A 15,422-nucleotide genomic window follows, 5' to 3' on the forward strand; every position below is an offset into this window, starting at 1 on the left:
ATGATAAAAGTAAGCCTTTGTATGATTGTAAAAAATGAAGAAGAGGTGCTGCGGCAATGTCTGGACAGTGTAAATAACCTCTGCGAGGAAATCATCATTGTCGATACCGGTTCAACAGACAAAACGAAAGAAATCGCAAGAGAGTACACAGATAAAGTCATTGATTTTAAGTGGATCGATGACTTTTCAGCTGCCAGAAACTTTGCCTAATCGGAGAGAATTAATCTGGATGATGATACACTAAGCAGAATCATTTCCTTTCTGTCTTATTCTTTGTACACTTAGCGTATAAATAGTTATCGATTGACTAATGGGGATTTATTTTAATGTAAATAATGCTGCTTAAGTCCAGTTTTGGTCCAAAGGTCTTTTGATTTATGGTGCTGACACAGTCTAAATGAAGTGAGTAAGCACAGCTTATCTTTGTTTAAAAGATAAAAAATTAACTGAATATAGCTTCAGTTTATGAGCAGCTGCTGCGGGAGGAGGAATTAACTTGAAAAAAATATCATCAAGTGTTGTTCAATTTCGGGGAACACATTATGAATTTGGTTATCATCAAGGAACTTTATTAAAAAATCATATCTTAGTAAAGAATCGTGAAAATCAATGGAAGGTAAGAACGCCTTTATTTTCTATTGATATCAAAGAAACAAAAAGGATTTTTCAAGAAATAGCACCGGCAATATGGGAGGAATTATTAGGTTTTGGTGACGCGCTTGAATGGGCGATGGAGAGAGTACTGCTTGAATTTGGAGGGTATCGGGTAAATTTGAACCGTTCCGGATGTTCCATTATAACAGGAGCAGATTATATGATCAGAAATTATGATTATCATCCCAAAACATACGATGGCTTTTATTCCGTATTCCAACCGACGGATACAGGATACGCAGTTATAGGAGTTACGCAGAAAGTAACGGGACGTTGTGACGGAATGAACGAAAAGGGTTTAGCAATGGGATATACCTTTATGCATCGTAAACGCCCGAAAGATGGATTTGTCTGTCATATGATTGGAAGAATGATTTTAGAAACATGCGCTAATATCGAAGAAGCTGTTTCGTTGCTAAAACAAATTCCGCATCGGGGATCATTTAGTTATGTGTTGTTTGATAAAGATCATTCGGAATCAACGATTGTTGAGGCTTCTCCAAGAAATGTAGAGGTAAGGACTGGAGCATCATGCACGAATCATTTTCAAATACTGAAGAAGGAAAACCGTCATTATTTGAAGGATTCGAAAAGACGACTGGAAATTATGGAAAGCAGCTCAGCCAATCTTCTTCATGGGAAGGAAGCTTTTCAGCTTTTAAATGGAACAGAGAATGGTGTGTTTTCTAAATTATACGGGCAGTGGGCAGGGACAATACATACTACTGCGTATTTTCCATCGAAATTAGAAGCATGGATTGCCCTTGGCGGTGATCAGCAGCCGGTGAAATTTGATTTTGCATCATGGCTGAAGGGGAATGATTTCCCTGTTTCTGAAGTTACAGGAATGGTAGATACAGATATTCCTTTTGTTCATATGGAGAAGGCGGATTGGTATAAGAAATAATTTTATTTACCATGGTGTCTAAATGAGGCAGATTCACGATAGAGAGAGGAGCAGCCTCTTTTGCAGGAGGAAGCTGCTGCTCATATAATCTCACAAACCCTAGTTGACAACTCGGGATAAAATAGGTAGACTTATATAAAATTCAGAATTTATTTCTGAACATGTGTTAGGTAAGTCATATATACTATTGAGATGGGCGGAGATTAAACAGTGAGCACAGTAGATAATAAAATAATACATTCCATATTTAAAGAATTTGATGCGAACTTTGAAGAAGTAAAAGGCTGGAGAAGATATATGCATCAGCATCCAGAATTATCCTTTAAAGAGGAGAAAACAGCAAAATACATAGAAGAAAAATTAAAAAGCTTTGGTTTAGATGTTCAAAAAAATATCGGAGGGCATGGCTTAATAAGTATTTTGGAAGGAAAACAGCCCGGCAAAAAGATTGCTTTAAGAGCAGATTTTGATGCGCTGCCGATTGAAGATGAAAAAGAAACCGCTTATAAATCTACCAATCCCGGTGTGATGCATGCTTGTGGTCATGATGGACATACTGCAGCTTTATTAGGCGTGGCAAAAGTAGTAAGCCGATATAAGGAAAATCTGAAAGGAAGCATTGTTTTTGTATTCCAGCCGGCAGAAGAAACACCGCCTGGCGGAGCGAAGTTCATGATTGAAGAAGGAATTTTAGATGATGTAGATTATGTATTTGGAGCTCACCTTGCATCTGACATACCAATCGGGAAAGTTGGTGTTGGAGCAGGGTATCAAATGGCGGCAGTAGATAAGTTTGCCATTGATATTAAGGGACATGGCGGTCATGGCGCCCGGCCGCATGATACTACGGATTCACTGGTAATCGGAACGAGCATTGTCGAGGCTTTGCAAAAAATAGTCAGCCGGCAAATTGATCCGTTAAAATCAGCTGTGGTAACAATTGGTGTTTTTCAGGCAGGGAACGCATTTAATGTCATTCCTGATACAGCACGTATTGAAGGAACTGTGCGCAGCTTCGATCCAGAAGTACGTGATAAAGTAGAAACGGAAATTCGTTCTATATTAGATGGAATCACCAGTGCATTTCATGCGACTTATGAGCTGGACTACTTAAGAGGATATCCTGCATTATTCAACCATCTAGAAGAAACAGACCTTGCTAGAGGTTTATTCAAGAAAGCTTTTGAGCATGAGAATGTAGTAGAATTTTCTCCGGCTATGGGGGCAGAGGACTTCTCCTACTTTTTAGAAGCAAAGCCGGGGACCTATTTCCGGGTTGGTTCTAGAAACGAAGATGTAGCCACACATTACCCGCATCATCATCCTCGATTTGATATTGATGAACGGGCATTGGTGAATACGGAAAAAGCATTTGCAGCAATCATTAATCATTATTTATTGTAGAATAAAAAAATGCAGGAAAGTTTCAGCAGAAAGGAATTTAAGCATGACTCGGCCAAAGATATCTTTAATGGAAGCGTATATGATTGAAACAATGCGCGTAAACGGAATAACAAATGAAGAAATAATAGCAGGTGTAAAAGCTAAAGATGTATCAGGGTGGAAGCAAATAAATGAAAAATTTGATTTTGAACAGCTGATTGCATTAGCGGAAAAGGATTTAGCAGCTTTTGAAAAAGTAATTCATGATGGTTATGCTGTTAAATTTGTAACGGTTGGCGGTTTGGAGAGATTATTGAGTTTGAAATTTGGGAAAGAGGCTGGAAAGGATTATCAAAAACAGCAAGCAGGGGTAATTGATTTGAATTTGGATGAACCAGCTCTGAGTGAGTTAAAGCAGATTCTTTCCCCTAATTGGAAAGTAGAAGATGGAGCAGAAGGTATTTCCGTGTTGTTGAAAGAACAGAAGGATTTTTCTTGAAACTTCCAAGGGAGCGCTATAAACCTATTTTTGGGTTTATAGCGCTTTTCAAAGTGTGCCCTGCATGGGCGAAAACTTGGTGGTGAAAGACCACTACAGGCTTGGCAGTAGGAACTGTAATCAGGTCGGATGAGTCTGCTTTACAAGACAAAGTCCAATACTGCCCTTAACCTATACAGTAAATCTAGCAGTTACGTGGGAGGAAAGTTTTCGTTCTTACCGGGGGAGGTCTTGTGAGGGTGACGTGTGAGTTGAATGATAATGAGCCGACACAACCAAGGTGGTGACATCTTGGTGAATCACAAGAAGTCAGCAGAGGTCGTAGTAGTGTGAAAGGACCAAAACATGAAGGACCGAACAATAGTAATTTTGAAAAGTCTAGGAGGTGTGAAAGGTGCGAGAACTGCAGAAAACAGGAGAATCTGGCTATCGACAGAGAGATAGTGTGGAACATGAAAGGTATGTCGAAGTGCATAGTGCCTTTCACGGTGAGAAGAACAATCAAAATGGTGTATCCAATCTGTTTGAAAGAATCCTGTCAAGGGATAATCTGAATCAAGCTTACCTTCAAGTGGTCAGAAATAAAGGAGCAGCTGGAATGGATGGTATGACATACGACCAGCTGCTTCCATACTTGAGGGAACACAGGGAAGAATTATTAACGCAGCTGCATCTTGGGAAGTATAAACCTCAACCCGTATTGCGGGTTGAAATAGATAAACAAGATGGTGGAAAAAGAAAACTAGGGATTCCTGCCGTTGTTGACCGAATGCTTCAACAAGCAATAAATCAAGTATTACAACCCATATTTGAACCAACGTTCTCCGATAATAGTTTTGGGTTTCGTCCAAAACGTAGTGCACATCAAGCCATCATACGGGCAAAATCGTACTACGAACAAGGGTACAAATATGTGGTGGACTTGGACATGAAAGCCTACTTTGATACAGTAAACCATGATAAACTAATGTACTTTGTGGAAAAACGGATAACGGATAAACGAGTACTACGCTTGATAAGACAATTTGTTAAGTGGAATCATGATTGACGGCACCTTTGAAAAATCAGAGGAAGGAACGCCTCAAGGGGGAAACCTGTCTCCGTTACTCAGTAATATTTACTTAAACGAGTTAGACCAATTACTGGAAAAACGGGGACACCGATTCGTGCGTTACGCAGACGACTGTAACATTTACGTGAAAAGTAAAAGAGCAGGACAGCGCGTAATGAAGAGTGTGATGAAATTCCTGGAGAAGGATTTAAGTCTTACGGTGAATCGGGAAAAGAGCGCAGTAGGAAGCCCCTTGAAACGAAAGTTTCTAGGGTTCTGTCTCCTCGTTACAAAGAAAGGTGTTCAGATTCGTCCGCATTATAAAGCAAAAGTGACCGTTAAACAGAAACTCAAACGAATCACGAAACGCAATCGTGGAAGAAGTATCGATAGAATTCTAAAAGAAATCCGGCAACTTATGACAGGGTGGATAAACTACTATGGCATAGGAGAAATGAAAGGATTTATGAAGAATCTGAATGGGTGGCTCAAGCGTAGAATTAGACAGTACATTTGGAAACAGTGGAAGAATCCACGTACAAAAAGGAAAAATCTAATTTACTTAGGTATCGATAAACAGAAAGCTTATGAATGGTCGAATACAAGAAAAGGTTACTGGGTCATATCGAGTAGCTATGTACTCCATCGTTCATTGACAGATAAAGAACTGGCATCGAGAGGATATAAAGATATCGCTCTTCAATACCAGTTCGTACACTTAAACTATTGAACCGCCGTATACGGACCCGTACGTACGGTGGTGTGAGAGGGGCGGAAAGCTATTTAGCTTTTCCCTCTACTCGATTATCTAAACCTTAAATTAGGAAAGCATTAGGCATATTTGACTTTATACTGTATAGATTCTATGATTAATATAAAGAATAAAGGAAGTTTAATAATTAGTATTTATAAACTGTGAAGAGAGCGGATGTTATGCTAAGTTGGGAAGAACGGCGTTTAATGGTTAAAATTGCGCAATTATATTACTATGAAGGATGGACACAAGCAAAAATTGCAAAAAAGCAAAATGTTTCACGTCCTATCATCTCAAAATTGTTAAATAATGCCAAAAAAGAGGGTATTGTAGAAATTTATATTAAAGATGAAACGTTACATAGCGTGGAGTTGGAAAACGCTATTATGAAAAAATTTGATTTGAAAGAAGTTATTGTGGTATCCACAGCGGGCTTTGCTCCTGAGATGATAAAACGCCAGCTGGGAAAATCAGCTGCTTCTTATATAGCGAATCACTTAACGGATGTAAAAAGCTTAGGGCTTTCTTGGGGAACAACGCTATTATCTTTCGTAGAAGAGTACCCTTATAAATATAAAAAGGACACACATATTGTTCCAATTATTGGAGGAATGGGAAGCGAGTATGTTCATTTACATTCCAACCAATTAGTGTTCCATCTATCACAAAAAATGAATTCAAGCTGCTCTTATTTATATGCTCCAGCGATGGTAGAATCTATTGATTTAAAAGAAAGGTTAGTTGAGTCAAAGGATATTTCTCATGTTTTAGAGCAAGCAAGGAATGTTGATATGGCGGTTGTTGGTCTTGGGAATCCGTTTAAAAGCTCAACAATGGAAAAAATAGGATATCTAAACCAAAAAGACCTCGCATCTTTACGTAAAGCGGGAGCGGTAGGAGATATCAGTTCAAGATTTTATGATGCGATTGGAAAAGAATTAAATCATCCCTTAAACGATCGTGTTATCGGTTTAGACTTAAATGAAATTAAACAGATACCCGAAGTTATTGGGATAGTGGAAGGTTCATATAAATTAGAAAGTCTAGAATCGGCATTACAAGGTAAATATTTAGACGTATTAATTATTGATGATCGAACGGCACAGGAATTGGTTGAAAGCTATATATAAGAAACGACCCAATTATCAGAAATAGATAATTGGGTCGTTTAAAATTTTTATTATTTCCAAGGGGTTACTACGCATTTCAAACCGTTTTTATCAAGAGCGGTTTGAAACGCTTTTTTTGTATTCTGCAAAGAGAATATATCTGTGACAAATGGAGTGAAATCAATTAGTTCTTCATCAATCCATTTCACTGCTTCTACATGTAAATCACGCGGAGCTCCGTGTGTACCAACAACAGTTAATTGTTTATAGATAAAATGATTTGTATTAATTGAAGTTTCAGTAACCTTCTTATTTCCTGAGAAATATAATACTCTTCCTTTTTTTCGTACAATTTCCAAAGCCTCATTTTGAACATAAGCAGAGGGAGCAGTTACAATGGCAACATCAGCACCTAATCCACCTGATGCATCAAGAATGGTTTGCAATGTATTATCCTTAGTTGGGTCGATAACTATATCAGCGCCGATTTGCTTAGCAAGCTCTTGCCTTGCTTTGGAACGCTGTACAGCAATAACTTTCCCGGCGCCCATTTTTTTAGCTGCAGCAATATACATACACCCAATTGCGCCTGCTCCATAGACAACGACTGCATCACCGGCATTGATCTTTACTTCAGTCAGCCCGCTAAGCACACAGGCGAATGGTTCAGAAAGGCTCGCTAATTCATATGATGTAGTATCTGCAATGCGCTGGATAGATCCATATTCAATAAAGTTTCGCGGCAGCACCATATATTGAGCAAAGCCGCCATCGATTTGGTAGCCAATAGATTCTCCTTTTACACAAAAGTGGCTGTCATTTTTTTGGCAATAGTAGCATTCGCCACAAGGGAGATGTGCCCAAAGTGTGACGCGGTCTCCTAATTGAAATGATGAAACATATTTTCCTTTTTGGATGATTTCTCCTGCTATTTCATGTCCGATAATTCTAGGAAAACTTACCCGGCTGTCCCCGTTTTGGAAGATTCGTAAATCGGACCCGCAAACTCCAGTGGCATGAACCTTTAATAATATTTCATGGTCATCGATATCAGGAATCTCCTTTTCCTGATATTCGAGCTTTTCTTTACCAGTTAATGCGACTGCCTGCATCATATTTGATTCCCCCTAATCTTCTTTGAAATGGAGTGCTTTTTTGATTTGGTATTGCATTTGACGGATTTCTTGTTCTTTAACGGCGTCGTTCCACTGAAGAATATCAGCAATCTCTTTAGTAACTATTTCTAATGTTTCTTTAACAAGCTCTAAATCAAATAATAAATAGCTTGTACGACGATCATAGAAATCAGTTAATGTTGAAACCATTTCATGCTCGATTGTATAACGAAGTTCTCCTAAAATGTTCCTGTGTACGTGTTTTAGTTGCTGCCCGTTATAGCTATCTATTGTCTGCAGTAATTTTTCAGTGTTTGATCCATAACGCAATACATAGTTAGTGATGTTCTGCTGTGAAATTTCTAAATGACTATATCGTCCATGAATCCGATCCGCATACTCATAAAGTTCTTTAATATTGTTAAATTGTGATCCGGATAGTTTTAAATTTGCTGTTTTAGTTGTAGGAAGATTTAATTTGTGTTTTTTATCGATATAAGTTAGAATGCGATCTGCCATTTTACGATAACCAGTCAATTTTCCGCCAGCAATGGTAACAACACCAGAATTTGATTCGAAAATTTCATCATGACGAGATAATTCGGAAGGTTTTTTTCCGCTCTCGCCAATAAGCGGCCGAATTCCTGCCCAACTGGATGATATATCCTGAACCTGTAATTTTACATTTGGAAACATATCCTTTAAGCAGCCTAATAAATATTGAACTTCGCTAAGATGCACATGTATATCATCCATATCTTTATTGTACAGTGATTCTGTTGAACCGACATACGTACGGTTTCCTACTGGAATAACGGCTATCATTCTTCCGTTATGTTGAAAATAAACAGAGGATTTCACTGGTAATTTATCATAAGGAAATACAATATGAATTCCTTTCGCAAGAACCATATGCTTCCCGGTTATTTTCTCATCCTTCTTACGAACTTCATCAACCCAGGGGCCAGCAGCATTTACAATGTGTTTAGCATAAACAGTGAATGTCTGGTTAGCACAGTGGTCTCTTCCTACGATTCCTTTAACCATGTTATTTTCATCTTTTAGGAATTCGGTCATTTCGGCATAATTTAAAATTACAGCGCCTTTTTCTTGTGCTGTTTTTGCTACTTCCAGTGTTAAACGGCTGTCGTCTGTTCTATATTCAATATAACATCCGCTTCCTTGAACGATCTTTTTGTTAAAAAGGGGTTCGTTTTGAAGCGTTTTCTTTTTTCCGTATAGGCTATGGCGTTCCTCTTTTTTTACACCGGCAAGTTTGTCATAAAGGGTGAGTCCGGCTTTTAAAGTTACTAAATTATAAGACTCTTTTTTTATCAAAGGAAAATTCATAGTAATCGGGTAAACGAGATGAAGGGCATTATTATAAACAATATCGCGTTCTGATCCAGTTTCTTTTACAACAGGAAAATCAAAGTTCTGTAAATATTTTAAACCTCCATGGATTAATTTTCCTGAGCGGCTGCTTGTTCCTGATGCGAAGTCATAACGTTCTATTAAAGCTACTTTTAGTCCTCTTGTGATAGCATCTAGGGCAATTCCGCTTCCTGTGATTCCTCCGCCAATAATCAATAAATCGAATTGTTGTTCTTCTAATTGGTGAAGGGTGCTGTCACGATGAAGTGTAGAAAAAGAATGATTATGAGACATGTCGAATCCTCCTATATTTTACAAATGTTCAAAAACGAAAATTTTGTAATTTTATAATGAGTATATAATTTGGGGAGTAACAAGTCAATAATCTAGATGGTTAAAAACCTTTATTCATGTTTGTTTATAATGGCGAGATGATTCACACAATTGGAAAATAGCTGTAGTTATACATCAATACACCAAGGATAAAGAGCTGCAAAATGGTGTTTTGCTTCTTTGTAAAGAATAAGTGTCCGCAAAATTTCAGCACAGTGAAATTTCTTCAAATTTGAATGCGTTTGCATAAAATCTGAAGAAATATGATATAATCGTGTTACATTTGTAAGGGGGTTGAAATTATGAATATTGAAGAAAGAAGATTAATGACAAAAGTAGTCAAACTGTATTATTTAGAAGGTTGGACACAAACGGAAATTGCAAAAAAAATTAACAAATCCAGGCCAATTGTCTCTAAACTTCTGAAGCAGGCAAAAGAAAAACAAATAGTTGAAATATACTTGAAGGATAGTACTGTACATACGGTTCAACTAGAGAGAGAACTGGAGCAAAAATATAATTTGAAAGAAGCAATTGTGATTGAATCCGCACATAGCGGCCCAGAATTAATTATGCGCAAACTTGGGGTAGTGACAGCGAGATATATTGAAAAAAAACTGGATCAAATAAATACAATTGGTATTTCATGGGGAACTTCTGTATATGCAGTTGTCGAAGCTTTTCAATATCAAGCAAATAAACCCGTTCATCTTATTCCGCTGATTGGCGGTATTGGACAGAACTATATTGGTTACCATACCAATTCACTGCTTTTTGAGCTTGCTCAGAAGTTAAATTCAACTTCTTCCTATCTGTATGCTCCAGCAGTTGTCGAAAGTGAAGAGTTAAGGAATCATATTGTACGTTCTAAAGATGTGAAAGAAGTTCTTACTAAAGGAAAACAAGTTGATATAGCGATCGTAGGTATTGGGAATCCAGGAATACAAAACACGATGACAGAAATGGGGTATTTATTGGAAGAAGATCAGCAAAGTCTTTTGAATGCTGGGGCCATTGGTGATATCAATTCAAATTTCTTTAATAAAGATGGTGAACTCGTTGACCACCCATTAAATAATCGCACAGTAGGAGTTAAGTTGGAAGATATTAAAAATATTTCAGAAGTAATTACAATTGTAAGAGGAGATTACAAATTATTCCCGTTGCATGTCGCACTTGAAAATAACTTTATCACTACATTAGTTATTGATAGTGATACCGCAGAGAAACTTTTAAAAAAATACAAATAAATGTTGACAAAGTTTTGAAAGCGTTTTATTATTCTATTTACAAACGTAAATTAATATTACATTTGTAAATATAAGAGGGGGATAAGTTATGTGGGGAACTTTCATTTTAATTTTTGCCTTTGTGTGGGGAGTACAGTTTCTAATGACACAACTGCAAGTAAAGCATTATCGTTCAAACATAAAGAGCTTTACCAATCGAAAGTCAGGTTTTTTAGGAACAGGTTATTTTAAAAAAAGGTTTGGAACAGGGGCGTTGGTTTTATTAGTATCTGATGAAAATTTGCAGGTAGTTGAAGCAAAAATAATGAAAGGGATTACCGTTTTTGCTCGCTTTAAAGATAGAAAAGAATTAATCGGCAAGGATTTATTTGAAGTTGAAAATATGGAGATTCTCGATGCTAAAGAGAAAAATGCCGTTCAAGGAGCAGTCAAAATGATTGAAAAAGAGTTTGAGAAGAAAGGGGAGAAAGCAGCATGGATTTCTTAATCAGTATTGCAGAAGGATTTATTGGAATGTTTGAAGAAGGCGGAGAAACTTTCATGGGGCTAGTAACGGGTATTATTCCAATGCTCGTTGTATTAATTACAGCAGTAAATGCTTTAATCAAATTTATTGGGGAAGACAGAGTAAATAGTTTTGCACAAAAGTGTACAAAATATTTTGTTTTACGATATACTGTTTTTCCGTTTTTAGCCGTTTTTTTCCTTACTAATCCAATGTGCTATACATTTGGACGTTTTTTACCGGAGAGACAGAAACCAGCTTTCTATGATTCAGCTGTTTCATTTGTCCATCCAATAACCGGGCTTTTCCCACATGCAAACCCGGCAGAATTATTTGTATATATGGGAGTAGCAGCTGGAATTACAGAACTGGGTTTATCATTAGGGCCGTTAGCTTTAAGATTTCTGTTGGTCGGAATTGTCGTTATGTTGATTAGAGGAGTTGTAACAGAGATGATTACAGCCCGTATGTTAAAAAATAAGCAAGACAGCGCAGCGTAATAGTTGAACAATTATGGGAGGGATAGAGAGTGAGTGAATTTAAAGCGGTAAAAGTTCATAAAGGACCTTCTGGATGGGGTGGTCCATTAGTAATTCAGCCTAGTGAAGAACAAAAATATATTATTTCTGTAACTGGCGGGGGAATCCATGAAGTTGCACAAGCTTTAGCAGAACAAACGGGAGCTATTGCGATAGATGGTTTTGAAAAGTCTGTACCGAAAGAAGAAATAGCAGCGGCAGTTATTAATTGCGGTGGAACGGCGAGAAGCGGGGTATATCCGCGAATGGGAGTAAAGACAATTAACACATTTAGTAATTCGCCATCCGGGCCATTAATGAAGTTTATTAATGAAGGTAATTTCGTATCCGGAGTAGAGAGTCAAAGTCAATTTGAAATTGTGGATGCATCTGGAGAAGCAGTTACAACGGCAAAAGTTGAGAATGATGATGCACCAGATTTAATGGATAAAAAGGTTGCCCAACAGGTAAAAGAAGAAGCAAAATCAAAAGTAGCTGAATCTAAGAACGGTAATGGAAAGAAAAAGAATCCGATAATGAGATTTATTGAGATCCTGGGAAATAAAGTGGGGAATGTCGTAAGTGTCTTCTTCCAATCAGGACGAGATACAATTGAAACGGTTATTAAAAATATCTTGCCGTTTATGGCTTTTGTAAGCGCATTAATGGGTATCATCACATTTACAGGAATCGGTGATATGATTGCTAATTTAGTTGCTCCGTTAGCAACAAGTCTTATTGGAATGCTAATCCTGTCATTTATCGCTGCCATTCCAGTAATATCTCCATTACTCGCACCGGGCGCAGTAATTGCTCAGGTTGTCGGAGTACTCATTGGTGTGGAAATCGCAAATGGTAATATACCTCCACAAATGGCATTACCGGCATTGTTTGCTATTAATCCGCAAGTTGGTACAGATTTTGTGCCAGTTGGATTAACGCTTGGGGAAGCAGAAGCAGAAACAGTTGAGGTTGGAGTTCCGGCAGTATTATTCTCTAGATTAATTACTGGACCAATAGCAGTAGTTATTGCTTATCTTGCTAGTTTTGGACTTTACAGTTAATTAACTCGAGATTTTTTACAAATGTAAACAGATATAACATTTGTAAAAAGATGAGATGTCATGTATAGTGGATTTATAAAATAAAGATTATTAGAAATTCTTACAGAAAATTTTGTGCGTTGAAGGGTGATTTAGATGAGTCAATTACAATTAGATTTAAATGTAACTGAAGTTGGGGAAGATGTAGAGCTGATGAAAGAGGAAGGTATATTGATTTTATTTAATAATACCGTGCCAGAAGATTTGAAAACGATTGCTGTTATTCACGATGGCGCATTTCATCAAGACATTAAGTCTGGCGATAACATGATAATCAACGGTGAACTTTTCCGTATCCTTCATGTTGGAGATAAAGCAAATGAAACGTTGTCACAGCTAGGCCATGCCACATTTAATTTTGAAGGTGAAACGGAATATGATATGCCGGGTACGGTTTATCTGGAAAAAAAAGAAATTCCTCATATAGAGACAGGTTCTACAATTTCATTTCACAGATTATAAATTAGTCATAGAAGGAGTGCGTTTCCATGTTAAATTTAAATAGAAAACTTGAAAAATTACAAAATGAAGGATCTTATATCAAAGTTGGTCTTGTAGGCGCCGGACAAATGGGAAGAGGGATGATTTCACAAATTGAGGGTATGAAAGGGATGCGGGTAGTAATTACTTCCGATTTAGCAGTAGAGAATGTGACAAATGCTTATAAACATGCTGGAATCGATGCTGCCAGTATTCAAGAAACAAATGATAAAGAGGCAGCGTCTAAAGCGGTTCAGGAAGATAAAGTAGTTGCTACAAAAGATATGAAACTTGTAACCTCTCTCCCTGAAGTAGACGTTGTAGTAGATGCTACGGGTATTCCAAATGTAGGAGCAGAAATTGCCTGGGATTCTATTTTAAATAATAAACATATTATTATGTTAAATGTTGAAGCGGATGTTACGGTCGGACCGCTGCTCAAAAAAATGGCGGATTCTGCCGGCGTCGTATATACAGGATCTGCAGGGGATGAGCCTGGAGCAATTATGGAATTATATGATTTTGCGGATGCGATGGGATTTGAAATTGTAGCACTCGGAAAAGGGAAAAATAATCCGTTAAATTTAGAAGCGAATCCGACAACGGCGGAAGCAGAGGCTAAAGAAAAAGGGTCATCCCCTAAAATGCTTGCATCCTTCCAAGATGGAACAAAAACAATGGTTGAGATGAATGCTGTTGCAAATGCAACTGGATTTTCACCAGATAAGCCCGGAATGCACGGTTTTGAAGCCTCTGTTCAAGAATTGCCAAAAGTCTTTCTTGAAAAGGACAAAGGCGGAGAGGTAAATGGAAAAAGAATTGTAGAGTTTATCAACGGAATCGCACCAGGCGTATTTGCCATCATTGCTTCTGATAAAGAAGAAGTTAATGCAGAAATGCAATATTTAAAAATGGGAGATGGGCCAAATTATGTGTTATATCGTCCATATCATTTAACTAGTTTAGAAACGCCATTATCCATTGCTAAAGCATATATTGATCATGAGGCAACGATTGCTCCTTATTATGGATTACAGGCAGAAACGGTTACAGTAGCTAAAAAAGATTTGAAGGAAGGGGAGCATCTGGATTATATCGGCGGCTATACCGTTTATGGACATATTTTAAAAGCTGAAGAAGCTAAAGAACAAAAAACTCTTCCGCTAGGGTTGGTTGATAGAAATGTTGTATTGAAGAAAGATATTAAAAAAGGTGAGATTATTACCTATGATGCCGTAGAACAAACAGAAGAATCTACTATTTGGAAGCTTCGTTCTATTCAAGATAGAGAGTTTTAATAAACTGGGGTTAATCAGGATGTGTTTTGCGCTTTAGCAAGGCATATTCATTTACACACATTTTTACATTTGTGCCTAATAAGAACAAAAGGAAAGGATGAAATTTATGTCAAAATTAAACGTTCCAGATAAGATTACAAATGAAAAACTGGTAGAACTCTATAAACAAATGTGGACAATCCGTTTTTTCGAAGAGAAAGTAGATCAATTCTTTGCAAAAGGTAAAATCCATGGAACAACGCACTTAGCAGTAGGACAAGAAGCAAGCGCTGCAGGCGTATGCGCTTTACTAGAGAAAGAAGATAAAATTACCAGCACGCATCGCGGGCATGGTCATTGCATCGCTAAAGGAGCTACGCCGGATAAAATGATGGCAGAGTTATTCGGCAGAACAACAGGCTATTGTAAGGGAAAAGGCGGATCCATGCATATTGCAGATGTAGAAATGGGTAATCTTGGTGCAAACGGTATCGTTGGCGGAGGGATTCCATTAGCTGTCGGCTCGGCATTAACAGCATCGATGAAAAAGTTAAATTATGTAACTGTCTGCTTTTTTGGGGATGGCGCTACGAATGAAGGAAGTTTTCATGAAGCAGTGAACCTTGCTGCAGTTTGGAATTTGCCAGTTATCTTTGTTTGCGAAAACAACCAATACGGCATGTCTGGCCCTGTGAAGGAAATGGTGAAGATAGAGGATATTGCAACAAGAGCAAAATCCTATGGCATCCCTGGAGTGGTAGCTGACGGAAATGACCTTATTGAAATGATGAATGTCACAAATGATGCGCTTGAGCGTGCTAAAAACGGGGAAGGACCAACCTTAATTGAAGCAAAAACCTATCGTTGGAAGGGTCACTCGAAAAGTGATGCTAAAAAGTATCGTACCCGTGATGAAGAAACAGAATGGAAAGAAAAAGATCCAATCAAACGACTTAAGGAACTGTTAATCAGTGAATCTATTATCACGGAAGAACAGGCGGAATCACTGCGAAAAGATGCTTTAAAAGAAATTGAAGACGCAGTTGCTTTTGCTGAAGAGGGCCCGATGCCTACGAAGGGTGATTTATTAACGGATGTATTTGCTTAAAG

Annotated in this window: 15 protein-coding genes and 1 pseudogene; 14 read left to right on the forward strand and 2 right to left on the reverse strand. The window is 37.7% G+C overall.

The genetic code is table 11. From position 1 onward, the window contains the following. The 7 genes and pseudogenes from MKY45_RS10495 to MKY45_RS10525 form a co-directional block, all read left to right on the forward strand. A pseudogene (locus MKY45_RS10495) lies at nucleotides 1-204 on the forward strand (glycosyltransferase); the annotation flags it as partial. 292 nt (nucleotides 205-496) lie between these two features. Beyond that, on the forward strand, nucleotides 497-1,561 hold the full coding sequence (locus MKY45_RS10500) for a C45 family peptidase (RefSeq protein ID WP_341172904.1): 1,065 nt from the start codon (nucleotides 497-499) through the stop codon (nucleotides 1,559-1,561). 231 nt (nucleotides 1,562-1,792) lie between these two features. Further along, complete coding sequence (locus MKY45_RS10505; RefSeq protein WP_445667638.1) at nucleotides 1,793-2,965, forward strand: M20 metallopeptidase family protein; 1,173 nt, start codon at nucleotides 1,793-1,795, stop codon at nucleotides 2,963-2,965. A gap of 43 nt (nucleotides 2,966-3,008) precedes the next feature. Continuing rightward, nucleotides 3,009-3,443, forward strand: coding sequence for a hypothetical protein (locus MKY45_RS10510; RefSeq protein WP_212929109.1), 435 nt, complete (start codon nucleotides 3,009-3,011; stop codon nucleotides 3,441-3,443). Nucleotides 3,444-3,837: 394 nt separating this feature from the next. Continuing rightward, nucleotides 3,838-4,491 (forward strand): reverse transcriptase domain-containing protein, encoded by a 654-nt coding sequence (locus tag MKY45_RS10515; RefSeq protein WP_289584618.1) that lies wholly within the window; start codon nucleotides 3,838-3,840, stop codon nucleotides 4,489-4,491. Next, nucleotides 4,484-5,224 (forward strand): reverse transcriptase domain-containing protein, encoded by a 741-nt coding sequence (locus MKY45_RS10520; RefSeq protein ID WP_289584617.1) that lies wholly within the window; start codon nucleotides 4,484-4,486, stop codon nucleotides 5,222-5,224. The genes MKY45_RS10515 and MKY45_RS10520 overlap by 8 nt, the downstream gene beginning before the upstream one ends. A gap of 230 nt (nucleotides 5,225-5,454) precedes the next feature. Then, the gene (locus MKY45_RS10525) at nucleotides 5,455-6,378 is read left to right on the forward strand and encodes a sugar-binding transcriptional regulator (protein WP_246529028.1); all 924 of its coding nucleotides are present in this window, start codon (nucleotides 5,455-5,457) and stop codon (nucleotides 6,376-6,378) included. 50 nt (nucleotides 6,379-6,428) lie between these two features. Here MKY45_RS10525 and MKY45_RS10530 read toward each other — a convergent pair whose 3' ends face one another. Both MKY45_RS10530 and MKY45_RS10535 read right to left on the reverse strand, forming a co-directional pair. Continuing rightward, the gene (locus MKY45_RS10530) at nucleotides 6,429-7,472 is read right to left on the reverse strand and encodes an alcohol dehydrogenase catalytic domain-containing protein (protein ID WP_212929111.1); all 1,044 of its coding nucleotides are present in this window, start codon (nucleotides 7,470-7,472) and stop codon (nucleotides 6,429-6,431) included. A 12-nt stretch (nucleotides 7,473-7,484) separates the two neighbouring features. Continuing rightward, entirely contained in the window at nucleotides 7,485-9,140 is a 1,656-nt protein-coding gene (locus MKY45_RS10535; protein ID WP_042533636.1) for a glycerol-3-phosphate dehydrogenase/oxidase, read from the reverse strand. Nucleotides 9,141-9,481: 341 nt separating this feature from the next. Between MKY45_RS10535 and MKY45_RS10540 the strand changes: the two genes are divergently transcribed. The 7 genes from MKY45_RS10540 to MKY45_RS10570 all read left to right on the forward strand — a co-directional run bounded on the left by MKY45_RS10540 (nucleotide 9,482) and on the right by MKY45_RS10570 (nucleotide 15,420). After that, nucleotides 9,482-10,429: a sugar-binding transcriptional regulator gene (locus tag MKY45_RS10540; protein ID WP_052485049.1), complete on the forward strand. Its 948-nt coding sequence runs from the start codon at nucleotides 9,482-9,484 to the stop codon at nucleotides 10,427-10,429. An 88-nt stretch (nucleotides 10,430-10,517) separates the two neighbouring features. Further along, nucleotides 10,518-10,916, forward strand: a complete 399-nt coding sequence (locus tag MKY45_RS10545; RefSeq protein WP_052485050.1) for a transcriptional regulator GutM — start codon at nucleotides 10,518-10,520, stop codon at nucleotides 10,914-10,916. Continuing rightward, the gene (srlA, locus tag MKY45_RS10550; protein WP_042533638.1) at nucleotides 10,904-11,434 is read left to right on the forward strand and encodes a PTS glucitol/sorbitol transporter subunit IIC; all 531 of its coding nucleotides are present in this window, start codon (nucleotides 10,904-10,906) and stop codon (nucleotides 11,432-11,434) included. The genes MKY45_RS10545 and srlA overlap by 13 nt, the downstream gene beginning before the upstream one ends. A gap of 29 nt (nucleotides 11,435-11,463) precedes the next feature. Then, a complete protein-coding gene (srlE, locus tag MKY45_RS10555; RefSeq protein ID WP_256706172.1) occupies nucleotides 11,464-12,516 on the forward strand; it encodes a PTS glucitol/sorbitol transporter subunit IIB in 1,053 nt (350 codons plus the stop codon). A gap of 135 nt (nucleotides 12,517-12,651) precedes the next feature. Continuing rightward, nucleotides 12,652-13,017: a PTS glucitol/sorbitol transporter subunit IIA gene (locus MKY45_RS10560; RefSeq protein WP_042533640.1), complete on the forward strand. Its 366-nt coding sequence runs from the start codon at nucleotides 12,652-12,654 to the stop codon at nucleotides 13,015-13,017. A 26-nt stretch (nucleotides 13,018-13,043) separates the two neighbouring features. Further along, nucleotides 13,044-14,333 carry an NAD(P)H-dependent oxidoreductase gene (locus tag MKY45_RS10565; protein WP_341172906.1) on the forward strand — a complete coding sequence of 430 codons (1,290 nt, stop codon included), beginning with the start codon at nucleotides 13,044-13,046 and terminating at the stop codon, nucleotides 14,331-14,333. A 106-nt stretch (nucleotides 14,334-14,439) separates the two neighbouring features. Next, nucleotides 14,440-15,420, forward strand: coding sequence for a thiamine pyrophosphate-dependent dehydrogenase E1 component subunit alpha (locus MKY45_RS10570; protein WP_042533642.1), 981 nt, complete (start codon nucleotides 14,440-14,442; stop codon nucleotides 15,418-15,420). Nucleotides 15,421-15,422: the final 2 nt, after the last annotated feature.

This window comes from Oceanobacillus sp. FSL K6-0251, assembly GCF_038004725.1.
In the GTDB taxonomy this organism is placed as follows: domain Bacteria; phylum Bacillota; class Bacilli; order Bacillales; family Amphibacillaceae; genus Oceanobacillus; species Oceanobacillus oncorhynchi.